This is a genomic window from Shinella sp. WSD5-1, from assembly GCF_963942435.1.
GTDB lineage: Bacteria > Pseudomonadota > Alphaproteobacteria > Rhizobiales > Rhizobiaceae > Shinella > Shinella yambaruensis.
Genome location: NZ_OZ012596.1, coordinates 4,071,749 through 4,096,723, shown reverse-complemented (window position 1 = coordinate 4,096,723; position 24,975 = coordinate 4,071,749). Strand labels below are relative to the sequence as shown.

Below are 24,975 nucleotides of genomic sequence, written 5' to 3'. Positions count from 1 at the left end.
GGGGCGCGGCGGCGGCGTGGCCCCGGCTGGGGACTTGCGCGGCAAGGCGCCCTGGTGGAACCTGCAGCAAAGGGGATCGGGCGCTGCCTCCCCATGTCCCGACATCCGGTACTGACTGTCATGAACGTCTATGCGAAATCTGGTCATGAAGAGGAGGCGCCTTCCGGGCGCCTTCAGCGCGCGCGCGGGCATGGGCGGCTTGCTGCGAAGGCTTCCGCCGCCGGCACGCGGCTCGACGTGCTCTTCCAGGAGGGCTGCGCCAAGATCCGCCTGCCGAAGACCTTCGACGGCACGATGGAGGCGGTGCTGATCAACACGGCCGGCGGGCTCACTGGCGGGGACCGCATCGCTTGGGAGCTCGAGGCCCGTGGCGGAACGCGCCTGACGGCGACGACACAGGCCTGCGAGCGGGCCTACAAGGCGCAGGCATCCACGGCGACGGTCGAGACCCGCATTGCCGTCGGCGCGGGCGCGCGGGTCGACTGGCTGCCGCAGGAGACAATTCTTTTCGACCAGGCTGCGCTCGAGCGCCGGCTGGAGGTGGACCTTGCCGGAGACGCCACGTTCCTTGCGGTCGAGGCCATCCTCCTCGGCCGCAAGGCGATGGGCGAGCGCATGGAGACGGGCCTTTTCCGCGATCGCTGGCGCATCCGCCGCGCCGGACGGCTGATCCATGCGGAGGAAACGGCGCTTGCCGGCAGCGTCGCGGCGCTGGCGGACGAGGCGGCGGTGCTGGCCGGCGCCCGTGCCTTTGCCACCGTGCTCTTTTGCGGCCGCGCTGCCGAGGCGCATGTGGAGCCGCTGCGCCGGCTGCTGGCGGACGGGGAGGGCGGTGCCAGCCAGTGGCAGGACAAGCTCGTCCTGCGCCTCGTCGCGCCCGACGGCTTTGCGCTGAGAAAAAAGCTCATCCCGATCATTTCGCACTTGCGTGGCGGCGCGGGCGTACCGAAAGTCTGGACTCTCTGATCCGCGCGGTTTCGCGCCGGGTTCCTGTTTTGCGTATGTCGTGCGCGCAAAACCCCTGCTTAGTATCGCACGATAGGAATCAAGCGATGGACCGCCCATGAACCTGACCCCCCGCGAAAAGGACAAACTGCTGATCGCCATGGCGGCGATCGTGGCGCGCAAGCGGCTGGAGCGCGGCGTGAAGCTCAACCATCCCGAGGCGATCGCGCTGATCACCGATTTCGTCGTCGAGGGCGCGCGTGACGGCCGCGCCGTCGCCGAGCTGATGGAGGCGGGTGCCCATGTGCTGACGCGCGACCAGGTGATGGAGGGCATCCCCGAGATGATCCACGACATTCAGGTCGAGGCGACCTTTCCCGACGGCACGAAGCTCGTGACCGTGCACGAACCGATCAGGTGAGACCATGCTGGACCTTCGACCGAACTGCGAATGCTGCGACCGCGACCTGCCGCCGGAAAGCAAGGAGGCGATGGTCTGCACGTTCGAATGCACCTTCTGCGCCGATTGCGTGGCGGGCGTCCTGGGCGGCAGCTGCCCGAATTGCGGCGGTGAATTCGTGCGCCGGCCGGTCCGGCCCGCGGCGCTGCTCGCAAAATATCCGGCATCCACCAGGCGGGTCCTGAAAGCCGAAGGCTGCGGACCGGCCGCGGCAGCATGAGGAAGGCACCATGATCCCCGGTGAAGTCATTGCCGCTCCAGGCGATATCGAACTCAATGCCGGCCTGCCGGTCACCACCCTTGACGTTTCCAATACCGGTGACAGGCCGATCCAGGTCGGCAGCCACTACCATTTCTACGAGACCAATCCGGGCCTCGCCTTCGACCGGGAGAAGACGCGGGGCCTGCGCCTCGATATCCCTGCCGGCACGGCGGTGCGCTTCGAGCCGGGGCAGACCCGCACGGTCCATCTCATCCCCTTTGCGGGCAAGCGCGAAATCTACGGTTTCCGCCAGAACGTTATGGGGAAGCTCTGACATGATGACGCGCTCCCGCCTCATGCTCGCCGCGACGTTTCTTCTGCTTTCCGCCCCGCTGGCCGTCGCGCAGGATGGCGAGCCTGAGGTCGATTGCGAAAACGCACAGGCGCAGATCGAGATGAACATCTGCGCCGACCGCGACTACCAGGCTGCCGACGGCGAGCTGAATGCCGCCTACAAGGCGGCCATGGCCGCGGCGCGCGAGATGGACGAACAGGCCGGGGAGATGGGCGAGCACTATGTCGGCGCTGTCGACGCGCTGAAGCGCGCCCAGCGCGCCTGGATCGGCTACCGGGATGGCCAGTGCGAACTGGCCGGCTTCGAGGCGCGCGGCGGCTCGATGGAGCCGATGCTGGTCTCCGGCTGCCTTGCCGATCTGACGCGCAAGCGCACGGCCGAACTGAAGGCCGTCTCCGCCATCTCCGGAAACTGAGGAGGCTGGCTGTGTCACGCAGGATCATCATCGTCGGAAACGGTCCCGTGCCCGAAGGGGTCGCGGAAGCTATCGATGCCGCCGATGTCGTGATCCGCTTCAACGACTGCCGCTCCATGGGGCGTGGCGGTGAAAGGACCGACATCGTCGCCGTCTGTAACACCGGTCGCCCGGCCCTGGCGATGCTCGGCGGCGGACGGTGGAAGACGAGCGCCGCCGTGCGGCAGGCGCGCGAGATCTGGTGCGTGCGGACGGCGGAGATGTTCGCCGCCATGCGCCCGGCGCTTGCCGCGCGCCATCCCGATCTCGACGATTTCTGTGACGACTACACGCTCGGCTTCGAGACGTTCGCGCGCGCCACCGGCCGGCGGCTCGCTGTGATCCCGGATGCGGTGCATCACGCGCTCGATGCCGCCTTGGCCGCTTTCGATCCGCCGCCCTATGTGGTGCCGAGCTCCGGGCTGATCGTCATTGCCCATGTGCTCGACACCGCCGCGAAGGCGGGCGGGCGCGTTTCCATCGCCGGTTTCGGTCATGAGGGCTGGCAGTGGCACCCCTTTGCCGCGGAACGGCGCTGGGTGGACGCCCAGGTCGCCGCCGGCCGTCTCGATCGCCTGGAGCATGTCCGGTGAACTCCGGTTCGCGGGAAATGCCCGAGGGTTTTTATCGCATTGTCCGGCGCCGGAGCGATGTCGCCCCGGCCGGCAAGGCTCCAGACCATCTGAACAAGACTCCTGCCTCCCGGGGAAGCTGACCATGTCCTACAGAATGTCCCGCGCCGCCTATGCCAACATGTTCGGCCCGACCGTCGGCGACAGGGTGCGCCTTGCCGATACCGAGCTCTTCGCCGAGGTGGAGAAGGACTTCACCACCTATGGCGACGAGGTGAAGTTCGGCGGCGGCAAGGTCATCCGCGACGGCATGGGCCAGAGCCAGGCGACGCGTGTCGAAGGGGCCGTCGATACAGTCATCACCAACGCGCTGGTCATCGACCATGCCGGCATCTTCAAGGCCGATGTGGGCCTGAAGGACGGCCGCATCGCCGCCCTCGGCAAGGCGGGCAACCCGGATACGCAGCCCGGCGTCACCATCGTCGTCGGTCCCTCGACGGAGGTGATCGCGGGCGAAGGCAAGATCCTCACGGCGGGCGGCATGGATGCCCATATCCACTATATCTGCCCGCAGCAGATCGAGGAGGCGCTGGCGGGCGGCATCACCATGATGCTCGGCGGCGGCACCGGCCCGGCGCATGGCACGCTTGCCACCACCTGCACCGGCGCCTGGCATATCGAGCGCATGATCGAGAGCTTCGATGCCTTTCCGATGAACCTGGCACTCGCCGGCAAGGGCAATGCCTCGCTGCCGGCGGCCATCGAGGAAATGGTGAAGGCCGGCGCTTCCGCGCTGAAGCTGCACGAGGACTGGGGCACGACGCCGGCGGCGATCGACTGCTGCCTTTCCGTCGCGGACGACTACGACGTGCAGGTGATGATCCATACGGACACGCTGAACGAAAGCGGCTTCGTCGAGGACACGATGGCCGCCATCAGGGGCCGCACCATCCATGCCTTCCACACCGAGGGAGCAGGCGGCGGGCATGCGCCGGACATCATCAAGGTCTGCGGCCATGCCAACGTCATCCCGTCCTCGACCAACCCGACGCGGCCCTACACGGTCAACACGATCGCCGAGCATCTCGACATGCTGATGGTCTGCCATCACCTGTCGTCGTCGATCCCGGAAGACATCGCCTTTGCCGAGAGCCGCATCCGCAAGGAGACCATCGCGGCGGAGGACATCCTGCACGATATCGGCGCCTTTTCGATCATCTCCTCCGACAGCCAGGCGATGGGCCGTGTCGGCGAGGTGGCAATCCGCACCTGGCAGACAGCCGACAAAATGAAGCGCCAGCGCGGCCGCCTTGCCGGCGAGACGGGAGAGAACGACAACCTGCGCATCCGCCGCTATATCGCGAAATACACGATCAACCCGGCGATCGCCCATGGCCTCAGCCACGAGATCGGCTCGATCGAGGTCGGAAAGCGGGCAGACCTCGTGCTGTGGAACCCGGCCTTCTTCGGCGTGAAGCCGGACATGGTGCTGCTCGGCGGGGTGATCGCGATGGCGCCGATGGGCGATCCGAACGCCTCGATCCCGACACCGCAGCCGGTGCACTACCGCCCGATGTTCGGCGCCTTCGGCAAGATGCGCACCAATTCCTCCGTCACCTTCGTCTCGCAGGCGGCGATCGATCTCGGCCTGCGCGAGCGGCTCGGCGTCGCCAAGCAGCTCCTGCCGGTGCGCAACACGCGGGCCATCTCCAAGGCCTCGATGGTGCTGAACGACCTGACGCCGCATATCGAGGTGGACCCGGAGACCTACGAGGTGCGGGCGGACGGCGAACTGCTGACCTGCGAGCCCGCGACCGTGCTGCCCATGGCGCAGCGCTACTTCCTTTTCTAAGCGGCCGCCCGCCACGCGTCTTTCCGCAAATCCCTTAACGGAAGTTTCAAAACGGGACAGTTAAACTTCTAGCGAAGGCATTAGCTGAATCTGAAAGAAAGTGCCGTAGGGTCTCCTTGTTCATTGTGGAGAGTTTTATGCGTGGCAGGCTGGCCCTTTGGCTGAGGGCCCAGTGGGAGGCGGGTGTCTTCCAGACGCGGGCCGATATTTCGATGTTCGTGCTGAACACCGTGCTGGTGGCCATCACGCTCGCCACCGCGGCCTATCTGATGGTCGCGGCCATCCTCGCGAATTTTCACCTTCTCCCCTATCCCTTTGCCTCCGCCCTCGGTTTCGGCACGTCCACGGCGGTGCTGATCGCGGCGAGCGTATCGGCCCTGATTGCCTGGCTCCTGGGAATAGCGATCCACGGAATGGCTCTGTCGCGCGCCGAGTTCGAGCGGCTCAGCCGGCTGGATTCTCTTTCGGGCCTCCTCAACCGGCGGGCCTTCGTCGAAGACATGGCGGAGAAAAGGGTTAACGGTTTCTTCGTGCTGTTCGATGTCGACCGGTTCAGGCTCGTCAACGATACGCATGGCCATGCGGTGGGGGACGCGGTCATCGTCGCCATCGCGGAGGAGCTGGAGCGGGTGTTCGCGTCCCCGCATCTCGTCGGGCGTTTCGGCGGCGAGGAGTTTGCCGTCTTCATCGAGAACGACGATCGCGGGGATTGCAGCCTTCTGGTGGAGGAGGCACGTCGTTCCGTGGCCGCGCGCCGGGTCGAGACCGACAGGGGGCCGATCGGCGTCACGCTGTCGGCCGGCATTGCCGACCGGCCCGTGGGCCGGCGGTTCGAGGCGGTCTTCGAGGCGGCGGACCGGGCGCTCTATCTCGCCAAGTCGCTCGGCCGCGACCGGACGATCCATGAGGACGAGGGCGAGGGGCTGCTGGAGCCGAGCCGCCGTGTCGCGGCCGGCGGACGCCGGCGCTGATGGCGCCCCTACGTCAAATGACGTAGGGCGGTGCTTCGGCGGTTTCCTTCACGGGACAAACATGCTTTTGTCGGCGGGACTTGATCCACCGAGACCAGAGGCCGCCTCTTGCCCTATCGCTCCACGGAAATCCTGCCGCGCGGAACCGGCGGAATTCGCACGCCCATCGATGCCGTCGTTCTGGCGCACGACCAGCGCCATGTGCGCCGCAAGCTCCTGCACATGCGCAGCGACGATATCGTGATGCTCGATCTCAAGGAGCCGGTGCAGCTTGCCCATGGCGACCTCCTGCTCACCGAAGCGGGCGAGGTGATCGAGGTCATCGCCGCCGAGGAGGAGCTCCATGAGGTGACGCCGAAGGATCGCCTGCATCTCGTCGAGCTTGCCTGGCACCTCGGCAACCGGCACTTGCCGGCGCAGATCGAGGATGCCCGCATCCTCATCCTGCGCGACCATGTCATCCGGGACATGCTGACCGGGCTCGGCGCCGCGGTGCGGGATGTCGTCGAACCCTTCCATCCGCTGCGTGGCGCCTATCACGGCACGGGACACGGCCATCACCATCACGGCCATGGCTGACACGGCGTCGCCCGCGGCCCCGCTGCGCCTGATGACCTGGCTCTCGCCAGCCTTTCCGGTCGGCGCCTTCTCCTATTCCGGCGGCCTGGAACAGGTGGTGAGCGACGGGGATGTCGAGGATGCGCAGACCCTTGGCGCCTGGCTTTCGAGCCTTCTTGCGCATGGCAATCTCTGGAACGACGCGGTGCTTTTTGCCGAGGCACATCGGGCCTGCGGGGATGCGGCGCGGCTGGCGGCGGTCGCTGAACTCGCGGCGGCGCTGTCGGGCTCGGCGGAGCGGCATCGCGAGACCATGCTGCAGGGCGAGGCCTTCCTCGCCGCCGCGGCGAGCTGGCCGCATCCGGTGCTGGCGGCGCTCGGCGGCGCAGCCGCCTATCCGGTGGCCGTCGGCGCCGTTTCGGGCGGCCACGGCATTACGGCCGAGGCGGCGCTCGCCGCTTATCTGCACGCCGTTGCCTCGAACCTCGTCTCGGTCGCCATCCGCTGCGGCGTCATCGGCCAGCGGGACGGCGTGGCGCTGCTGGCGGAGCTGGAAGGATGGGTCCTCACGCTCGCCACGGCCGCGGCCCGCTCGACGCTCGACGATCTCGGTTCGGCCGCCATCCGGGCGGATATCGCCAGCCTGCGGCACGAGACGCTGGCGACGCGGCTGTTCCGCTCATGACGGCGCTTGCGGCTGCGTGCAACGCGGCACAGATTTCCAATAAAGGGGTGGCGGCGTTCCAAGCCGGTCATCCCGGATCTTCCGGAGGCTTCCCATGACATCGAAGAACGGTCCCCTACGCGTCGGCATCGGCGGCCCCGTCGGCTCGGGCAAGACGGCGCTCACCGAAAAGCTCTGCAAGGCGATGCGCGAGCATTTTTCCGTCGCGGTCGTCACCAACGACATCTACACGAAGGAGGACGCCGAGGCGCTGGTGCGCATGCAGGCGCTCTCCTCGGACCGCATCGTCGGCGTGGAGACGGGCGGCTGCCCGCACACGGCGATCCGCGAGGACGCCTCGATCAATCTCCAGGCCATTGCCGACCTCAACCGGCGGTTCCCCGATCTGGATGTTGTCTTCATCGAATCGGGCGGCGACAATCTGGCCGCCACCTTCTCACCGGATCTTGCGGACCTGACGATCTATGTCATCTCGGTCTGCCAGGGGGAGGAAATCCCGCGCAAGGGCGGGCCGGGCATCACGCGCTCAGACCTGCTGGTCATCAACAAGAAGGACCTCGCCCCCCATGTCGGGGCCGATCTCGATGTCATGCAGCGCGATGCCGAACGCATGCGGGCCGCCAGGCCCTTCGTCTTTTCCGATATGAAGCGAGGGGAGGGCGTCGGACGCATCGTCGACTTCCTGCGCGTCGAGGGCGGGCTCTGATCCCGCCCCGGCGAGGGTACGTCAGATCCGGCGCAGGGCCTCCGGGTCGCCGATATGGACGAGGCGGCCGCGGACATTGACGCTGTGGCCCCGCAGCATGGAGAAGGCGCGTGACAGCGCCTCGGGCGCCAGTCCCAGCTTTCCGGCAAGCAGGCTCTTCTGGTAGGGCAGGCGGAAGCTGGTGGCCTTGTCCTCCGCCGGGCACTGGGCGAGCAGGTAGCGCGCCACGCGCTGCGGTGCGGTGTGCAGGCGATCGTCGGCAAGGCTGGCGAAGGCCCGCGCCAACTGGCCGGAAAGCGCGTTGGCGAGCGCCATCGCCAGGTCCGGCCGCCGCCCGGCGATGTCGCGCACGCGCTTCAGGTCGAAACGGGCGATGAGGGAGGGCTCGGCCGCCTGTGCGGTCGCCCCGTAGCGGCCGCCGTCGAGCACGACGCTGGCGCCGATCAGGTCGCCGGGACCGTAGAGCTCCACATCCGCCTCCCGGCCGTCCGGGTCCAGCTTGTAGACGCGCACATAGCCGGAGAGAACGGAATGCAGCATGTCCGCCGGCTCACCCTCGCGAAACAGCATCTGGCGCGCCGGCAGGTTGCCGATGGCCGCTATCTCCATCATCGCCGCCACGCTCTCCACGCCAAGGGCGGACAGGAGGCCGGAATTCAGCAGGGTTTCCCGTTCCCGGGCACCGGGTTTCATCAGCCTGTTCATCGATCTCACTCCATGCTCCCGCAGGCATCATCGGTCTTCGATGGGGAGAACGATAGTCGAGGAAGGGGAAGTCTTATTTGATTTCGATCAATGAACGCGAAAACGGCCGGCTCGACACCTGTCGAGCCGGCCGTTTGTTTCGTCCTGCGGCTATTCCGCGGCCAAGGGCGAGTGGTGCACGACGCTGAACGGCTTTCGCTCGCCGTTTTTCTTCTCGAGCGTCTCGATGCGCTTTTCGAGATCGGCGACATCGCGGCTCGTCTGGTCGGCAAGGCGGGTCAGGGCTTCCGGCTCCATCGCCAGCAACTCATCGTCCTTCTTGCCGACGAAGCGGCCGAACGTCCAGGCGAGCAGGCGGGAAAGGTCGTCCATGATGAGGAAGAAGGACGGCACGACGACGAGCGAGAGCACCGTCGAGACGATGATGCCGCCGATGACGGCGATCGCCATGGGCGAGCGGAAGGAGCCGCCTTCGCCGACGCCGAGCGCCGAGGGCAGCATGCCCGCCGACATGGCGATGGAGGTCATGACGATGGGGCGGGCGCGCTTGCGGCCGGCCTCGATCATCGCATGCACCCGCTCCATGCCGTGGTGCATCATCTCGATGGCGAAGTCGACGAGCAGGATAGCGTTCTTCGTCACGATGCCCATCAGCATCAGGATGCCGATGAGGACGGGCATGGACAGCGCGTTCTGCGTCAGGATCAGCCCGGCCGCCACGCCGCCGATCGCGAGCGGCAGCGAGAAGATGATGGTGAAGGGCTGGATCACGTCCTTGAAGAGCAGAATCAGCACCATCAGCACGAGCAGCAGGCCGAGCAGCATGGCGTTGGCGAAGGACTGCTGCATCTCGCCCTGGATTTCCGTGTCGCCGCTTTCGGCGAGCTGCACGGTCGGCGGCATGTCGATGCCGCTGGCGATCTCCTTGAAGCGGGCTGTCGCCGTGTCCAGCGCGACGCCGGGCTTGAGGTCGGAGCCGATCGAGACGACGCGGTTGCGGTTGTGCCGCTTGATGGAGCTCGGGCCTTCCGAATAGTCGATATCGGCCACGCTCGACAGCGGCACGAACTGTCCGCCCGCCGTCTGGATCTTCAGGTTGCGGATTGCGCCGAGATCGGCACGGAAGTCGCGGTCGACCTGCACGCGGATCGGGATCAGCCGGTCGTCGAGCGAAACCTTGCTGAGCTGGGAATCGATGTCGCCGATGGTGGCGACCCGCACGATCTCCGAGATCTGCGCCGTGGTGATGCCGAGGCGGGCCATCTGTTCGTCGCGCGGGCGGATCTGCAGTTCCGGCCGCGGCAGCGAGCCTTCGGAGCTGACATTGGCCAGAACCGGATCGGCGCGCAGCTTCGATTCCAGCACGGCGACGGTGGCGTTCAGGTCCGCCTCGTTGTTGGAGAGCAGGTTGAAGGCAAGGTCCCGTTCGCCGCGGTCGTTGAGCTTGATGACGCGGACATCAGGGATTTCGCGCATCGTCGCGAAGATGTCCTTCTCGATTTCCCACTGCGGACGCAGGCGCCCGTGCGCCTCCATTTTCGGCAGGTACTGGCCGATCAGCGGAATGCGGCCGGCGACGTCGTTGACCAGCTTGTAGGTGAGCGAATGCTCCAGCTTGTCGAGGATGACGGTCACCGAGGCGCGGCGCAGTTCCAGGTCGCCCTTCGGCGAGGAGCCACCGAGCACGAAGACGCTTTCCACCCCGTCGATGTCCTTGACCCGCTCGAAGATCTGCGTCGTCGTACGGTCGGTATCTTCAAGCATGGCATCCGGCGGCAGTTCCACGGAGAGCACGACGCGGGAAGCGTCTTCCGGCGGAAGGAAGCTGCCGGGCACGGTCGAAAGCAGGGCGACGGAGCCGATCAGGAAGCCGATGGCCGCCAGAAGCGTCGCGTAACGGGCGTACCACTTGCTCGTCGTCTTGCTGACGAGCCAAGTGTAGCCGCGCATGAAGGCGCCTTCCTTCTCCTCGCCGTGGCCGTCCGCATCGCCGGAGCGCATGAGATAGGCTGCCATGACAGGTGTGATGAGGCGCGCCACCGCAAGGGAGAAGAACACCGCCACCGCGACCGTCAGGCCGAACTGGATGAAGTACTGGCCAGGAATGCCGGGCATGAAGGAGACCGGCACGAAGACCGCGATAATGGTGAAGGTCGTGGCGATGACGGCGAGGCCGATTTCATCCGCCGCCTCGATCGCCGCCTTGTAGGGCGATTTGCCCATGCGGATGTGCCGGGCGATGTTCTCGATCTCCACGATCGCGTCGTCGACGAGGATGCCGGTCGCCAGCGTCAGCGCCAGGAATGAGACGAGGTTCAGCGAGAAGCCGAGCATGTCCATGACGAAGAAGGTGGGGATCGCCGAAAGCGGCAGCGCCACCGCCGAGATCAGCGTCGCCCGCCAGTTGCGCAGGAAGAGTAGCACCACGGCGACGGCGAGCAGCGCGCCTTCCAGGAGTGTGTGGAGCGCGGCCTCGTAGTTGCCGTAGGTGAAGTAAACCGCGTCGTCGACGATCTGGATCGAGACGTCCGGATACTGCGCGCGCACTTTTTCCAGCGATTTGGCGACGGACTCGGCGACCGTCACTTCGCTGGCGCCCTTCGAGCGGAAGACGGCGAAGGTGACGACCGGGTTGCCGTTGAAGCGTGAGAAGGAGCGCGGCTCCTGGTAGGTGTCCGTGACGTTGCCGAGTTCGGAAAGCCGCACGAAGCGGCCGTTCGGCAGCGCGATCATCGTGCTGGTCAGCTTTTCGACGGAGCGGGCGTCGCCGAGCGTGCGGATCGCCTGTTCTGCCCCGGCGATCTGGCCGCGGCCGGAGCCGACGTCGGCGTTCATGTTGCGGATCTGGCGGTTCACATCGGCGGCGGAAATGCCGAAAGATTCCAGCTTGTCCGGGTTGAGGTCGATGCGCACCTCGCGATCGGCGCCGCCGAAGCGATCGATCTTGCCGATGCCGGGCTGGCCCTGCAGCGCCCGCTTGATCTTGTCGTCGACGAACCAGGACAGCTCTTCCAGCGTCATGTTCGGCGAGGAGACGGCAAACGTCTGGATCGCCTGGCCTTCCACATCGATCTTTGTGACGACCGGCTCCTCGATGGAGGCCGGCAGGTCGCTGCGGATGCGGTCGATGGCGTCCTTGACGTCCTGGAGCGCTTGGTTTGTCGGCTTCTCGATCTCGAAGAGCACGGATGTGAGGGAATTGCCGTCGGTGACGGTCGACATGATGTCGTCGACGCCCTCGATACCGGCAACCGCGTCCTCGATCTCCTTGGTGACCTGCACCTCAAGCTCGGCCGGGGCGGCGCCGCTCTGGTCGACATTGATGGCGATGACCGGCACGTCGATGTTCGGGAAGCGCGTGATCGGAAGGGCGTAGAAGGATTGGATGCCGACATACATCAGCAGGAAAAACGCGAGCAGCGGCGCAATCGGATTGCGAATGGACCAAGCTGAAAAATTCATGTCCCCAAAGTCCTCGATAAGAGACCAGACGTTTCCGTATGTTTCGGCGCAGTTCCGCGGCGCAAGCCAAGCTGCGCCCTTGCCGATCCTGCTCCAGGCATCCAGCCCAATCCCGGATCGCCCGCCATGCGACCGGGCGCCCCAGCCCGGCATTGCCTCCCGCCTTGCGCGGAAGCGGCCCCGCTGCGGCGGAGCCCTCCTGTCATTTCGTCGCCGAGGCCTGCACGGCATGCACCGGATTGATGCGGTCGCCCTCGCGGACATAGGCACCGGCCTTGGCGACCACCTCGTCGCCGGCCGCAAGGCCGCTGACGATCTCGATCACCTGGCCGTCCTGGATGCCGGTTTCGACCGGCACCAGCTTGACCACGCCGTCCTCGACCTTGCGGGCGACCGTCTTGCCGCCGGCTGTCGTGACGGCGGAGAGCGGCAGCACGACGCCTTCCTTTTCCTCGACGACGATTTGCGCGCTGGCGAACATGCCGGCGCGTGCCTTGCCGGGTTCGTCGAAGCGGATATAGACGCGGCCGAGGCGGCTTTGCGGGTCGAGCGTCGGCTCGACGAGGCGGATCGTGCCGGTAAGCGTGGCGGCCCCGCCGGCGAGCGTGACGGTCGCCTTCTGGTCCGGGGCGAGCTTGAGGATGCCGTCCTCGGAAACGTCGGCCTTCAGCTCGATCTCGCCGTCGCGAATGACGGTGAAGAGCGGTGCTGCCGCGCCGCTCGCGATCGCGCCGATCTTGGCCGTGCGGGCGGAGACGATGCCGGCGACCGGCGACTTCACCGCGGTGCGGGCAAGCTTCAGGTCGATGTCGTCGATCTGCGACTGGGCGACCTTGATGTCGGCCTGCGAAACGGCGATCGCCTGCTCGGCGGAATTGACGCGGGCGAGCGCCGCATCCGCGGCGGCAACGGCCTGGTCGGCGGCGGCCTGCGACTGCGAGCCGGACTTGACGAGCCGCTGGGCCCGGTCGCGGACGCGCACGGCCTCATCGGCATTGGCCTTGGCCTCGACGAGCTGGGCCTCAATCTGGGCGAGGGCGGCATTCGCCTTGGCAAGCGAGGCTTCGGTCTGGCTCTTCTGCAGCACCAGCGCATCGTCGTTCAGCGTGGCGAGCGTGCCGCCCGCCTCGACCCGGTCGCCGACATCGGCGGCAAGCGTGCGGATGGAGAGGCCGTCGACGAGCGGGGTGACATAGACGTCTTCAACCGCCTGGACCGAGCCGGTCGCAACCACGCGATCGACCAGCGTGCGCGTTTCAGCGGCGGTGACGACGATTGCCGGGAGGTTTTGCGCCTGCTGCTTGTCGGCCTCGCCCTCCGCCGGATCGGCGGCAAGAGCGAAAAGCGGCGTCACCGTCAAGAATGTCGCGACGGAAAAAGAGAGAACTTTCCTGCGTCCAGAAGCCATAGGCCGAACTTTCCCAAAAGCATGACTTTATGATCTCGGCCCGGGCGCTGTTCTTGAGGTTCTTGCCGGACCCTATTTCCTAGCAATATGGCGGACACGGAACGGCTCCCCGGCTCCTCCACGCTCCCGCTGTGCGGTCTATGTAGTCGGCGCGCCCTGTCCTTGCAAGAGGCAACGAAATGGTGCCTCATTATTTTATGCGTTTGGCATTTCGATGGCAATCGTGACGGACTGTCGCAACCGGGCCGCGATCTCGCGGCCCTCGAAACGAAACATGCGGGGCCTGAGGCCCCGCATGTCGCGCGATCAGGCGGGAGGACTACTTCAGCGCTTCGTCGGTGATCTCGTGCGTCCAGGCGCCTTCCGGCTCCTTGGAGATGACCGGATCGGAACCGCCGGCGAGCAGCGAGGCGACGGTGCGCTTGTAGTCCGCCTCGTCGAGCGCGCCGTTAGAACCGGCCGTCAGCTTGGCGATCTCGCCCATCATGCGCTTCTGGTGGGCTTCGGTCTGGGCGCCGGTCGAATCGTTTTCGAGAACGATGTCGGCGGCTTCGTCCGGGTTCTCCTCGGCATATTTCCAGCCCTTCATGGAGGCGCGCACGAACTTGACCATCTTCTCCTTGAAGGCGGCGTCCTTGAGCTTGTCCTCCAGCACGTAGAGGCCGTCCTCCAGCGTGGCCACACCCTGGTCCTCGTACTTGAAGGTGACGAGATCCTCCGGCTTGATGCCCGCATCGAGGACCTGGCCGTACTCATTGTAGGTCATGGTGGAGATGCAGGCGGCCTGCTTCTGGATCAGCGGATCGACGTTGAAGCCCTGCTTCAGCACGGTCACGCCGTCCGGTCCGCCGTCGGTCGGGATCTTCAGGTGGCTCATCCAGGAGAGGAAGGGATATTCGTTGCCGAAGAACCAGACGCCAAGCGTCTTGCCCTTGAAGTCCTCCGGCCCCTTGACGCCGGATTCCTTCAAACAGGTCAGCATCATGCCCGAGGACTTGAAGGGCTGGGCGATGTTGACGAGCGGCACGCCCTTTTCGCGGGTGGCAAGGGCGGACGGCATCCAGTCGACGATGACGTCGGCGCCGCCGCCGGCGATCACCTGGGCGGGCGCGATGTCCGGTCCGCCCGGCTTGATTTCCACGTCGAGGCCTTCTTCCTCGTAAAAACCCTTGTCCTTCGCGACGTAGTAGCCGGCGAACTGGGCCTGGGTCACCCATTTCAGCTGGAGCGTCACCTTGTCGGCGGCCTCGGCCTGGAACGCGGCAAGCGAGAAGGCGCTTGCCAAAAGGAGCGATGCGATCTTCGTTTTCATGTCAGTTCCCTCTTTTCTTTATTTTACGCCTGCCCACCGCGGACAGACGGATGCCAGAACGTGACGGCCCGCTCGACGAGCGCGACGATCCCGTAGAAGGCGGAGCCAGCCACCGCGGCGACCGCGATTTCGGCCCAGACCATGTCGACATTCATGCGGCCCACTTCCGTGGAAATCCGGAAGCCCATGCCGACGATGGGCGTTCCGAAGAATTCGGCAACGATCGCACCGATCAGCGCGAGCGTGGAATTGATCTTGAGCGCGTTGAAGATGAAGGGCCAGGCGGCGGGAAGGCGCAGCTTGACGAGTGTCTGGAACCAGTCGGCAGCGTAGGTGCGCATCAGGTCGCGCTCCATGTGGCTCGTCGCGGCAAGGCCGGAGACGGTATTCACCAGCATGGGGAAGAAGGTCATGATGACGACGACGGCGACCTTCGACTGCCAGTCGAAGCCGAACCACATGACCATGATGGGCGCGACGCCGATGACCGGCAGTGCCGAGACGAAATTGCCGAGCGGCAGCAGGCCCTTCTGCAGGAAGGGCGAGCGGTCGATGAGGATCGCGACGAGGAAGCCGAGGCCGCAGCCGAGCGCATAGCCGACGAGCACGGATTTGAGGAACGTCTGGCGGAAATCCGCCCAGAGCGTCGGCACGGAGCTGATCAGCCGTGCCCAGATCGTGCTCGGCGGCGGCAGCAGCACGGAGGGGATGCTGAAGCCCCTGACGATGCCTTCCCAGATGACGAGGATGGTGACGCCGAAGACCAGCGGCACGGCGAGGCGCGCGGCGCGATCCATGGCCGGGCTCGCGAATTTCCGGCGGACGAGCCATTCGTTGAAGGCCCAGGCGGCGAGCCAGAAGACGATGGCGGATATCAGGATCGAAAGGTTCATGCCCGCGCCCCCATGCGTTTGAGGACGAGGCTGTGCGCGAAGCCGACGACGATGACGAGCAGCGCCGCCACTGCCGCCGCCATGAAGAGTGCCGCCCAGATCTGCACCGTCTGGCCGTAATAGGAGCCGGCGAGCAGGCGCGCGCCGAGGCCGGCGACGGCGCCGGTCGGCAGTTCGCCGACAATGGCGCCGACGAGCGAGATGGCGATCGCCACCTTCAGCGAGGTGAAGAGGTATGGCATGGAGGCGGGCCAGCGCAGCTTCCAGAAGGTCTGCGCGGAGGACGCGTTGTAGGTGTGCATGAGATCGAGCTGGATCTGCTCCGGGCTGCGCAGCCCCTTCACCATGCCGACGACCACCGGGAAGAAGGAGAGATAGGTCGAGATCAGCGCCTTAGGCATCAGGCCGGATATGCCGACCGCATTCAGCACGACGATGATCATCGGCGCGATGGCGAGGATGGGAATCGTCTGGCTGGCGATGACCCAGGGCATCAGCGAGCGGTCCATCGCCCGGTTGTGCACGATGGCGATGGCCAGCAGGATGCCGAGCGCCGCACCCATGGCAAAGCCGAGCAGCGTCGCCGACAGCGTGATCCAGGCATGGTAGACGAGGCTGCGCCGGGAGGTGACCGCCTTGTTGACGGTCGTGTCCCAGAGTTCGGCGAAGACCTGGTGCGGCGCGGGCAATACCGGCCGCTCCTGCGCCATTGTCTTCGGCAGCAGCTCCATGAAGCCGATCGTTCCGCCCGCGCGCGCCGCCTGGTCGCGCTCGAAGGGGGCGTTCAGCACGACGACGAAGACGTACCAGACGGCGACGAGCGCGACGAGGACGGTGCCGATCGGCAGCAGGCGGTCGCGAAGGAAGCTGGCCTTGCCCATGGCTCAGCTCCTTGCCGGGGCGGGCATGAGCATCAGCCCCATCGCCAGGATGCCGAGACCGACGCCGGCAAGCTGGGTGCTGTTGAGGCGTTCGCCGAAGAAGAAAAAGGCGATGACGTTGATCAGCAGCAGCTGGGTGATGGCGGACAGCGAAATGGCAATGCCGAGCCCCCCTTCGCGCATCAGCTTCAGCATCATCAGGTTGCCGACGATGTAGAGCGCCATGGAGAAGAGCAGGTAGAGGATGTTCGTCGTGCCGATATAGGCACGCGATGCGGTCGCCGCACCGATGAAGACGGTGGTCGCGCCGAAGAGCCAGAGCATGTAGGAGAGCTTCATCAGGCGTGCTCCTCGTAGCTGTGGCCGGCGCGCAGGCCCTCGCGCACCCGGTGGGCGATCTCGAGGAATTGCGGGGTTTCGCGGATGCCGAGCGGGCGCTCCTTCGGCAGGGGCGATTCGATCACGTCGGTGACGCGGCCGGGGCGGGGGCTCATGACGACGATCTTCGTCGAGAGGTAGACGGCCTCGGGGATCGAGTGGGTGACGAAGCAGATCGTCTTCCGCGTGGCGGCCCAGAGTTTCAGCAACTGTTCGTTGAGATGGTCGCGCACGATCTCGTCGAGGGCGCCGAAGGGCTCGTCCATCAGCAGCAGGTCGGCGTCGAAGGCGAGCGCGCGGGCGATCGATGCGCGCTGCTGCATGCCGCCGGAGAGCTGCCAGGGATATTTCTTGCCGAAGCCGGAAAGATTGACGAGGTCGAGCGTGCGCTCGATGCGCGCCTCTTGGTCCGCCTTCGAATAGCCCATGATCTCCAGCGGCAGGGCGATGTTCTTCTCGATGGTGCGCCAGGGATAGAGTGCGGCGGCCTGGAAGACATAACCGTAGGCGCGGCGCCTGCGCGCCTCTTCCGGCGTCATGCCGTTGACGGTGATGGTGCCGGAGGTCGGCCTCTCCAGATCCGCGATAACGCGCAAGAAGGTCGTCTTGCCGCAGCCGGAAGGGCCGATGAAGGAGACGAAATCGCCCTTTTCGACGGAAAGGTCGACGCCCGTCAGCGCGGTGACCGGGCCATCGGCGGTCTGGAAGGTGAGGCCGAGGCCCTTGGCGGACACGACGGTGCTGGAGGCTGTTGCATGGGACATGGCGGTCATCTTTCGGCGCGGGTTGCGGCAGACTGCATGTCCATTCTCAGCATTGCAATCGGCATTGTCTGCAGTATCACTTTGGGCACGGAATTCTCACGCTGGAACCGGGGGAAGAGACGATGGCGGTGGAGACGAAGGCCGAATGCCGGGTGGTTCGCCCGGGCAGCACCTATGGCGGAAAACAGGGGTTCAGCTATTTCGAGGGCATCGCCCGCGAGAGCGTTGGCGCCTCCGGCATCTGCATGCATCTCCTGACGATCCCGCCGGGCGGGCGGGCGAAGGCGCACATGCACGAGAGCCACGAGACGGCGATCTACATGCTCTCCGGCGAGGCGCATACCTGGTACGGCGCGCGGCTGGAGAATCACGTGATCGTCAAGGCGGGCGAGATGTTCTACATCCCCGCCGGCGTGCCGCACCTGCCGGCCAATCTCTCCGGCGAACCCGCCTCGGCGGTCATCGCCAGGACAGATCCCCACGAGCAGGAGAGCGTGGTGCTTCTGCCGCATCTCGAGGCGCTGGTTGTGATTTAGGCGGCGGGGGAACGCACCTCCCTCTGTCCCGCCGGACGTCTCCCCCTCAAGGGAGGAAATCGAAAGGCCGGTCCGTTTCCCCGGATCGTACAGGCATCGCTCGCGGCAAGAGCGCATCCTGGTTTGAGGTATGATCAGCGCTCCCAGCCGATCTCCCCCCTTGAGGGAGAGATGTCCGGCAGGACAGAGGGGGGTGAATGCTGTTCGCAGGCTCCTCACGTCTTGCACCGCATCAGCGGCCCCCAGCGCGTGCCATCGGGAAAGCTCACGGTGTAGCCGCCGCCGTCGGGCGTCAGCGTCAGCTCGTAGGGCGTGGCCTCCTCGTATCCTTCCTCATGGCATTCGGCGGCGACCTTCGTCGCGCCGCCCACCCGATTGCCTTCGCCCTTGAACGCGCAATAGGAGGCGGCGGTGGTGACGCCATCCTTGTTCAACAGGAAGAAGAAATCGGCGCCGGAGGATTCGCCCGTCTCGGCGTAGCGGCAGCCTTCCGCGTCGCCATAGCTGCCATCGACGATGTCGGCCGCCGCCCCTGCCGGACCGGCGAGAACCATGCCGAGGAGAAGGGCGAGGCGGCCGGCGCGGATCATACGCCGCTCGCCGGAATGCCGCTGCGCTCCACCTTGCGCGGCGCGGTGATCTCCTTCCAGGTCGACAGCGCCTTGTTGACGGCCGCAAACGGCTCGCGCTTGACGAACTGGCCGTGGCCCTCGCGGGTCTTCACGGTGCTCTCCTCGATCGCGACCACGCCGCGCGTCAGGGTATAGCGCGGCAGGCCAGTCACCTCCTTGCCCTCGAAGACGTTGTAGTCGATCGAGGATTGCTGGTTCTTGGCGGAGATGGTCTTGGAACGCTTCGGGTCCCACACGACGATATCCGCATCCGCGCCGACGAGGATCGCGCCCTTCCTCGGATAGACGTTGAGGATCTTGGCGATGTTGGTGGAGGTGACCGCGACGAACTCGTTCATCGTCAGCCGGCCGGTGTTGACGCCGTTGGTCCAGAGCATCGGCATGCGGTCTTCCAGGCCCCCGGTGCCGTTCGGGATCTTGCGGAAATCGCCGGCGCCGGTTCGCTTCTGGTCGGTCGTGAAGGCGCAGTGGTCGGTCGCCACCACCTGCAGCGAGCCCGCGGCGAGGCCGGCCCAGAGCGAATCCTGATGCTGCTTGTTGCGGAAGGGCGGGCTCATGACGCGGCGGGCGGCGTGGTCCCAGTCCTTGTTGAAATATTCGCTCTCGTCCAGCGTCAGGTGCTGGATCAGCGGTTCGCCATAGACGCGCATGCCGCTCTGCCGGGCGCGGCGGATGGCTTCGTGCGCCTGTTCGCAGGAGGTGTGCACGACATAAAGCGGCGCGCCCGCCATGTCGGCGATGATGATGGCGCGGTTCGTCGCCTCGCCCTCGACGGAGGGCGGGCGGGAATAGGCGTGGCCTTCCGGCCCGTTGTTGCCCTCGTCCATCAGCTTCTGCTGCATGGCGGCGACGACATCGCCGTTTTCCGCATGGACGAGCGGCAGCGCGCCGAGCGCGGCGCAGCGCTGGAACGAGGCGAACATCTCGTCGTCGTTCACCATCAGCGCGCCCTTGTAGGCCATGAAATGCTTGAAGGTGTTGATGCCCTTCTCCTCGACGACGGCCTTCATCTCGTCGAAGACCTGTTCGCCCCACCAGGTGACGGACATGTGGAAGGAATAGTCGCAATTGGCGCGGGTCGACTTGTTGTCCCAGCGCTTCAGCGCGTCGAGCAGCGACTGGCCCGGATCGGGCAGGCAGAAATCGACAACCATGGTCGTGCCGCCGGCAAGGCCGGCCCGCGTACCGCTCTCGAAATCATCGGCCGAATAGGTGCCCATGAAGGGCATTTCGAGATGCACATGCGGATCGATGCCGCCCGGCATGACATAACAGCCCGCCGCATCCAGCATCTCGTCGCCGGAAAGGTCCGGGCCGATCTCGACGATCCTGCCACCGTCGATCTTTACGTCGGCCTTGTAGGTGAGGTCCGCGGTAACGACGGTTCCGCCCTTGATGACTGTGCTCATTGCGCTGTCCTCTACTGCTTGGTGGAAATGGTGACAGTGCGTGTGTCGACATCCCATTCGTATTCAGTTTCTCCGACACCCTGCTGAAGCAGGCGCGCTTCGATCTCCTCATCGAGGCCACCATCAAGATATTGCACCCACAATGCTTCTGCGGCGTCCTCAGCTTTGGGGCCGGTGAAGACAAAGGTAACGGACTTGCCTGCCATGCTGATTCTCCCGATGACGTCAGGCTGACCCGAAGAGGGTGCCCGGTTCCTTATATCGCGTCGATTGGCTGGATTCGCAGGTCTTGCCCGCGAACCGGGTTCACTCCGCAATCCCCGCCGTCTCGATCACCGCATGGAGCAAGACATCGGCCCCGGCGGCGGCCCATTCCCTGGAAATGTCCTCCGCCTCGTTGTGCGAAAGGCCGCCCACGCAGGGGCACATGATCATCGTCGCCGGCGCCACCCTGGCGGCCCAGCAGGCGTCGTGGCCGGCGCCGGAGATGATGTCCCTATGGCTGTAGCCGAGGTCCTCGGCCGCCTTGCGGACGGTGGCGACCAGCGTCGGGTCGAAGGTGACGGGGTCGAAATGGCCAACCGGCTCGACGGAACAGCCGACGCCGAGCGCCTCGCAGATCTTCGGCGCCTCCGCCTCGATGCGGGCGCGCATGCCGTCGAGCTTGGCCTGGTCCGGCGAGCGGATGTCGACGGTGAAGACGACCTTGCCGGGCAGCACGTTGCGCGAGTTCGGCGAGAAGAACACCTGGCCGACGCCGCCGACGGCGCCCGGCTGGTTCTCCATCGCGACGGTCTGCACCATTTCGAGGATGCGGGCCATGGCGAGCCCGGCATTGACGCGCATGGTCATCGGCGTCGAGCCGGTATGCGCCTCGCGGCCGGTCAGCGTGAATTCCAGCCACCACAGGCCCTGGCAGTGGGTGACGACGCCGATGTCCTTGCCTTCCGCCTCGAGGATCGGCCCCTGTTCGATGTGATATTCGAAATAGGCGTGCATTTTCCGCGCGCCGACCTCTTCGTCGCCCACCCAGCCGATGCGCTGCAGTTCCTCGCCGAAGGTTTTTCCCTCCGGGTCCTTGCGGCCATAGGCGTAATCCTGCGTATGCACGCCGGCGAAGACGCCGGAGGCGAGCATGGCGGGTGCGAAGCGCGCGCCTTCCTCGTTCGTCCAGTTGGTGACGACGATCGGATGCTTCGTGCGGATGCCGAGATCGTTCAGCGAGCGCACGACCTCCAGGCCCGCCAGCACGCCGAGCACGCCGTCATATTTGCCGCCGGTCGGCTGCGTATCGAGATGCGAGCCGACATAGACGGGCAGGGCGTCGGGATCCGTGCCTTCGCGCGTCATGAACATGTTGCCCATCGTGTCGACGCCCATGGTAAGGCCCGCGCCGTCGCACCAGGCCTGGAACAGGCGGCGGCCCTCGGCGTCCGAATCGGTCAGCGTCTGGCGATTATTGCCGCCGGCAATGCCGGGGCCGATCTTCGCCATGTCCATGAGGGAATCCCACAGGCGGTCCGCGTTGACACGCATGTTCTCGCCGGGTGCGGCCATGTCTATGCTCCCATGTCATCGGGCTTTTGCAGCCCATTTTCGTTCCCGCCGGCTGGCGGCGCCCTTGTTGTTTTGCGCCTTCCGATCAGCAGTTGCCTTTGCGCGATAACTGACTGATAATTTGACCGGTTGGTAAACATTACAGCTTCCGTTGCGGCACTCAAGCCGAAAAACCAAAAACTTGGGCTGCACCCAAGAAAATGGCGGCTGGTTAAACTGGTGAATTTGGCGGCACTTTTCCCGGCGACGGGGAGGCCGAGGGGGCACGATGGCATTACCAAGGGCGGCGAGGACACAGCGGCGCACGCGCATCCAGGAGGCGAAGGAGGAGCAGATCCTCGAGGCGGCGCTGGAGGTCTTCTCGCTGCACGGGTTTCGCGGTGCCACCGTCGACCAGATCGCCGAGGTCGCCGGCATGTCCAAGCCGAACCTGCTCTACTATTTCCGCACCAAGGAGGCGATGCACCGGGCGCTGATCACCCGGGTGCTGGACACCTGGCTCGACCCCTTGCGCGAATTCGATGCGGAGGGCAATCCGGTGTCGGAGATCCGCAGCTATATCCGGCGCAAGCTGGAGATGGCGCGGGATTTTCCGCGCGAGAGCCGGTTGTTCGCCAATGAAATCCTGCAGGGCGCGCCCAACATCGAGGACGAGCTGAAGGGGCCGCTGAAATCGCTCGTCGACGAGAAGGCGGAAGTCATCCGCACCTGGGCGAAGGCGGGCAAGATCGCCAAATGCGACCCGTACCACCTGATCTTCTCGATCTGGTCGACCACCCAGCACTATGCCGATTTCGACGTGCAGGTGCGCGCCGTGCTGGGGCAGAACCAGGCCGGCGAGGGGCGGTTCGAGGATGCGGCGCGTTTCCTTGAGCAGCTTTTCCTAACCGGCCTCAATGTCAGCGAGCAGCCGGCGTAGATTTCGACTTGGCCGGCTCCGCCTTGGGCTGGCCGAAGAGGCTGGCGGCGATCTGCTCGCGTTCGCGCCACAGGGCCGGCAGGGCGAGAAGCGCAATGCAGACGACGGCGATCGACGTCTTGGTGAGCTGCGAGAGTTCCGGCGTGCGCCCGTCCGCATAATAGACCGCGTAGACGATGGCGACGTGCCAGACATAGACCTGCAGCGAATGGCGGCCGAGCAGACGCAGGAAGCGCAGGGTGAAGACGCCGGTAACGATGCCCGCGAGCTTGCGGACCCACAGGTTGTGGTGCTTCGGCCCGGCGATTAGCAGCCAGGCGAGGCCGGTCGCGACGGCCGCGAAGTTCAGGAGGTAGACCGGACCGAAATCGGCGCGGATCTCCATGGTCGCGAACTTGTCGAGCACGGATTGCGGCAACAGGTCCCAGGCCGTGACGATGCGCAGCGGCAGGAAGAACAGGCAGATGGCGAGCGCGACCTTCGGCAGCCGCGTCTTTTCCGGAGAGAAGATGCGGTTCCAGTCGATCCTGTCCTGCGCGGTCAGCGCGCCGATGACCAGGGCCGAGAAGAACACGATCTGCCAGCCCAGCATGTTGAAGCTTGCGCGGATGCCCTGGTCGTCGGAGCCGGTGAACAGCGTGTTCAGGGGATCGGTGACGAAGCGTTGCAGGCCGAGCTGCGCGGCCATCCAGACGATCAGCGAACCGGCCAGCACCTGCGCCCACTTTCCCTTCAGGCAGAGCCAGACGAGCGGCGGGGCGAACAGCATGTAGACGATGTATTGCGGCAGGATGTCCATGAATGTCGGCTGGAACAGGAAGGTGGCGATCGCCGCCAGCCGCAGCGGCTGGTCGAAATTCGTATAGCCGAGCCAGTTGTACCAGAGCCGGTAGGCGTCGGGCAGGAACATCTGCACGACGAGTACTGCCATGACCGTGCCCATGGCGTAGCGGTAGAGCTCGAAGGCGCGGTTGCGAATGAGCTGGCGGCCGGTGTCATAACCGTATTTCAGCATCTTGCGGGCATAGACCATGCCGATGAGCAGGCCGGAGAGGAACACGAAGCCCTGGGCGTCCTCCACGAAGGCGAACTGGCGATGGTTCACTTCCATCATCCAGTAGCCGCCGACAAAGACGAGGTGATTGATCAGCATGAAAACGAGGAAGTAGCCCCGCATGCCGTCGATAATCTCAAATCGCTTCAAAATATGCGCTCCGCCGATACTCAAGATACGCCCCAACGGGATGGCAACGCATGAGGCGGCGGATCGTTCCAGGAAAAATCAATCCGGCAGCCACGCCATCAGCGCCAGGCCGCAGGCGGTGACGAGGGCGCCGGCCAGCACCGGCGGGCTTGCCCAGCCATGGCCGAGAATCCCTTCGAGCAGGATGATGAAGCTCGGCGTCAGGTAGCCGTAGCCGAGCACCTTGGAGGCGGGCAGGCGCATCGAGGCATATTGCAGCAGCAGGAAGGTGCCGGCCGTGGTGACGACAGCGAGATAGGTGACCGCGGCGTAGACGGCGACGGGCAGGGCGGAAAAATCCGTTTCGATGAGGCCGCCTATGCCGGGCGGCACCAGCCAGAGCGTCGCGCCCACCGTCACCCAGAAGCCGAAGGCGACGGCCGGCTCGCCCCGGTCGAAGCGGCGGATCAGCGGCACGTAGAGCGCATGGCAGATGACGCCGACGAAAAAGATCATCTCACCGGCGCCGATGTCGAAGGCGAGGATGGCGTCGATATTGCCGCGGAAGATGACCCAGACCGCGCCGGCGGCGGCGATGAGGAGGCCGGCGAGCACGCCGGGCCGGGTCCTTTGCCCGAGCACCGGCAGCGCGAAGCCGGCGCTCAGGAGCGGCATCAGCGTGAAGACCGCGCCGGTGGCGACGGGGCTGGTGAATTCCAGCGCCATGAACATGGTGAGCATGTAGACGGCGATCAGACCGCCGAGCAGCAGGAAGCGCCAGGCCTGCTTCGGCAGGGCCATCGGAATCCGGAAGGCGCCGAAGGCGAGCGCCGCCATCACGACGACGGTCAGGATATAGCGCCAGAGCATCAGCGGCTCGGCCTCCATGGCGCGCGCCGCAAGCCCCCCGAAGGAGAACGAACCGGCGATCAGCACCGCAAAGAGCAGCATGGCGAGGTGGCCCTTCAGCTTTTCGCGGCCTTTGGCGTGAATGGAAAGGCCTGCCGGGGCCGGCATACGCTTCGTCAAGAAAATCATCCTATTGTCTGCGGCGCGGCATGCTCATAGAGCATTTCCGGCAAGTGTGCGCAGCGGTCTTGTGTCCGCAAGTGCGAAAAATCGGGGTGCGCCGCTCCCACAGGAAAGCCGCAATCGCCGCCCATAGGCCGGCGGCAC

The 24,975-nt window shown here is 65.6% G+C and carries 27 protein-coding genes; 13 read left to right on the top strand and 14 right to left on the bottom strand.

The window, feature by feature from the left end; all coding sequences use genetic code 11:
* The first annotated feature begins 120 nt into the window (after nt 1-120).
* The 11 genes from AABQ55_RS20065 to ureG all read left to right on the top strand — a co-directional run bounded on the left by AABQ55_RS20065 (nt 121) and on the right by ureG (nt 7,760).
* Nucleotides 121-966 carry an urease accessory protein UreD gene (locus AABQ55_RS20065; protein WP_272806283.1) on the top strand — a complete coding sequence of 282 codons (846 nt, stop codon included), beginning with the start codon at nt 121-123 and terminating at the stop codon, nt 964-966.
* A gap of 97 nt (nt 967-1,063) precedes the next feature.
* Complete coding sequence (locus tag AABQ55_RS20060; protein ID WP_064331014.1) at nt 1,064-1,366, top strand: urease subunit gamma; 303 nt, start codon at nt 1,064-1,066, stop codon at nt 1,364-1,366.
* 4 nt (nt 1,367-1,370) lie between these two features.
* Nucleotides 1,371-1,625 (top strand): DUF1272 domain-containing protein, encoded by a 255-nt coding sequence (locus AABQ55_RS20055; protein WP_272806282.1) that lies wholly within the window; start codon nt 1,371-1,373, stop codon nt 1,623-1,625.
* 10 nt (nt 1,626-1,635) lie between these two features.
* A complete protein-coding gene (locus tag AABQ55_RS20050; RefSeq protein WP_244768468.1) occupies nt 1,636-1,941 on the top strand; it encodes an urease subunit beta in 306 nt (101 codons plus the stop codon).
* Between the two features lie 22 nt (nt 1,942-1,963).
* A complete protein-coding gene (locus tag AABQ55_RS20045; RefSeq protein WP_272807506.1) occupies nt 1,964-2,377 on the top strand; it encodes a lysozyme inhibitor LprI family protein in 414 nt (137 codons plus the stop codon).
* 5 nt (nt 2,378-2,382) lie between these two features.
* Nucleotides 2,383-3,009 carry a Urease operon accessory protein gene (locus tag AABQ55_RS20040; RefSeq protein WP_443021160.1) on the top strand — a complete coding sequence of 209 codons (627 nt, stop codon included), beginning with the start codon at nt 2,383-2,385 and terminating at the stop codon, nt 3,007-3,009.
* Nucleotides 3,010-3,133: 124 nt separating this feature from the next.
* The gene (ureC, locus tag AABQ55_RS20035) at nt 3,134-4,840 is read left to right on the top strand and encodes an urease subunit alpha (RefSeq protein WP_272806280.1); all 1,707 of its coding nucleotides are present in this window, start codon (nt 3,134-3,136) and stop codon (nt 4,838-4,840) included.
* A gap of 137 nt (nt 4,841-4,977) precedes the next feature.
* Complete coding sequence (locus AABQ55_RS20030; protein ID WP_272806279.1) at nt 4,978-5,811, top strand: GGDEF domain-containing protein; 834 nt, start codon at nt 4,978-4,980, stop codon at nt 5,809-5,811.
* Between the two features lie 108 nt (nt 5,812-5,919).
* A complete protein-coding gene (gene ureE / locus AABQ55_RS20025; protein ID WP_443021106.1) occupies nt 5,920-6,390 on the top strand; it encodes an urease accessory protein UreE in 471 nt (156 codons plus the stop codon).
* On the top strand, nt 6,383-7,054 hold the full coding sequence (locus AABQ55_RS20020; RefSeq protein ID WP_272806278.1) for an urease accessory protein UreF: 672 nt from the start codon (nt 6,383-6,385) through the stop codon (nt 7,052-7,054). Before ureE ends, AABQ55_RS20020 begins: the two co-directional genes overlap by 8 nt.
* Nucleotides 7,055-7,148: 94 nt before the next feature.
* Nucleotides 7,149-7,760: an urease accessory protein UreG gene (ureG, locus tag AABQ55_RS20015; RefSeq protein WP_050744079.1), complete on the top strand. Its 612-nt coding sequence runs from the start codon at nt 7,149-7,151 to the stop codon at nt 7,758-7,760.
* Between the two features lie 21 nt (nt 7,761-7,781).
* Here ureG and AABQ55_RS20010 read toward each other — a convergent pair whose 3' ends face one another.
* The 8 genes from AABQ55_RS20010 to AABQ55_RS19975 all read right to left on the bottom strand — a co-directional run bounded on the left by AABQ55_RS20010 (nt 7,782) and on the right by AABQ55_RS19975 (nt 17,563).
* Nucleotides 7,782-8,465: a Crp/Fnr family transcriptional regulator gene (locus AABQ55_RS20010; RefSeq protein WP_244768474.1), complete on the bottom strand. Its 684-nt coding sequence runs from the start codon at nt 8,463-8,465 to the stop codon at nt 7,782-7,784.
* 150 nt (nt 8,466-8,615) lie between these two features.
* Nucleotides 8,616-11,927, bottom strand: coding sequence for an efflux RND transporter permease subunit (locus AABQ55_RS20005; protein ID WP_272806277.1), 3,312 nt, complete (start codon nt 11,925-11,927; stop codon nt 8,616-8,618).
* Nucleotides 11,928-12,129: 202 nt separating this feature from the next.
* A complete protein-coding gene (locus AABQ55_RS20000; RefSeq protein ID WP_272806276.1) occupies nt 12,130-13,281 on the bottom strand; it encodes an efflux RND transporter periplasmic adaptor subunit in 1,152 nt (383 codons plus the stop codon).
* Nucleotides 13,282-13,654: 373 nt separating this feature from the next.
* Nucleotides 13,655-14,647 carry an ABC transporter substrate-binding protein gene (locus AABQ55_RS19995; protein WP_244768477.1) on the bottom strand — a complete coding sequence of 331 codons (993 nt, stop codon included), beginning with the start codon at nt 14,645-14,647 and terminating at the stop codon, nt 13,655-13,657.
* 23 nt (nt 14,648-14,670) lie between these two features.
* Complete coding sequence (locus AABQ55_RS19990) at nt 14,671-15,540, bottom strand: ABC transporter permease (RefSeq protein WP_244768478.1); 870 nt, start codon at nt 15,538-15,540, stop codon at nt 14,671-14,673.
* Entirely contained in the window at nt 15,537-16,421 is an 885-nt protein-coding gene (locus AABQ55_RS19985) for an ABC transporter permease (protein ID WP_244768479.1), read from the bottom strand. The genes AABQ55_RS19990 and AABQ55_RS19985 overlap by 4 nt, the downstream gene beginning before the upstream one ends.
* A gap of 3 nt (nt 16,422-16,424) precedes the next feature.
* Nucleotides 16,425-16,760 (bottom strand): hypothetical protein, encoded by a 336-nt coding sequence (locus AABQ55_RS19980; protein ID WP_272806275.1) that lies wholly within the window; start codon nt 16,758-16,760, stop codon nt 16,425-16,427.
* Complete coding sequence (locus AABQ55_RS19975) at nt 16,760-17,563, bottom strand: ABC transporter ATP-binding protein (protein ID WP_272806274.1); 804 nt, start codon at nt 17,561-17,563, stop codon at nt 16,760-16,762. Before AABQ55_RS19975 ends, AABQ55_RS19980 begins: the two co-directional genes overlap by 1 nt.
* Before the next feature lie 122 nt (nt 17,564-17,685).
* On the opposite strand from AABQ55_RS19975, the gene AABQ55_RS19970 reads away from it, so the two are divergent.
* Nucleotides 17,686-18,099 carry a cupin domain-containing protein gene (locus AABQ55_RS19970; protein ID WP_272806273.1) on the top strand — a complete coding sequence of 138 codons (414 nt, stop codon included), beginning with the start codon at nt 17,686-17,688 and terminating at the stop codon, nt 18,097-18,099.
* A gap of 215 nt (nt 18,100-18,314) precedes the next feature.
* On the opposite strand, the gene AABQ55_RS19965 is transcribed toward AABQ55_RS19970, so the two are convergent.
* The 4 genes from AABQ55_RS19965 to AABQ55_RS19950 form a co-directional block, all read right to left on the bottom strand.
* Nucleotides 18,315-18,689 (bottom strand): hypothetical protein, encoded by a 375-nt coding sequence (locus AABQ55_RS19965; protein WP_272806272.1) that lies wholly within the window; start codon nt 18,687-18,689, stop codon nt 18,315-18,317.
* On the bottom strand, nt 18,686-20,140 hold the full coding sequence (hydA, locus tag AABQ55_RS19960) for a dihydropyrimidinase (RefSeq protein ID WP_272806271.1): 1,455 nt from the start codon (nt 20,138-20,140) through the stop codon (nt 18,686-18,688). Before hydA ends, AABQ55_RS19965 begins: the two co-directional genes overlap by 4 nt.
* Nucleotides 20,141-20,151: 11 nt before the next feature.
* Complete coding sequence (locus AABQ55_RS19955; RefSeq protein WP_272806270.1) at nt 20,152-20,346, bottom strand: hypothetical protein; 195 nt, start codon at nt 20,344-20,346, stop codon at nt 20,152-20,154.
* Nucleotides 20,347-20,446: 100 nt separating this feature from the next.
* Nucleotides 20,447-21,697, bottom strand: a complete 1,251-nt coding sequence (locus AABQ55_RS19950) for a Zn-dependent hydrolase (RefSeq protein ID WP_272806269.1) — start codon at nt 21,695-21,697, stop codon at nt 20,447-20,449.
* A gap of 268 nt (nt 21,698-21,965) precedes the next feature.
* Between AABQ55_RS19950 and AABQ55_RS19945 the strand changes: the two genes are divergently transcribed.
* Nucleotides 21,966-22,616, top strand: a complete 651-nt coding sequence (locus AABQ55_RS19945) for a TetR family transcriptional regulator C-terminal domain-containing protein (protein WP_064330994.1) — start codon at nt 21,966-21,968, stop codon at nt 22,614-22,616.
* Here AABQ55_RS19945 and AABQ55_RS19940 read toward each other — a convergent pair.
* Both AABQ55_RS19940 and AABQ55_RS19935 read right to left on the bottom strand, forming a co-directional pair.
* Nucleotides 22,597-23,820: an OpgC family protein gene (locus tag AABQ55_RS19940; protein ID WP_272806268.1), complete on the bottom strand. Its 1,224-nt coding sequence runs from the start codon at nt 23,818-23,820 to the stop codon at nt 22,597-22,599. The genes AABQ55_RS19945 and AABQ55_RS19940 overlap by 20 nt on opposite strands.
* Nucleotides 23,821-23,898: 78 nt before the next feature.
* Entirely contained in the window at nt 23,899-24,828 is a 930-nt protein-coding gene (locus tag AABQ55_RS19935) for a DMT family transporter (protein WP_272806267.1), read from the bottom strand.
* Nucleotides 24,829-24,975: the final 147 nt, after the last annotated feature.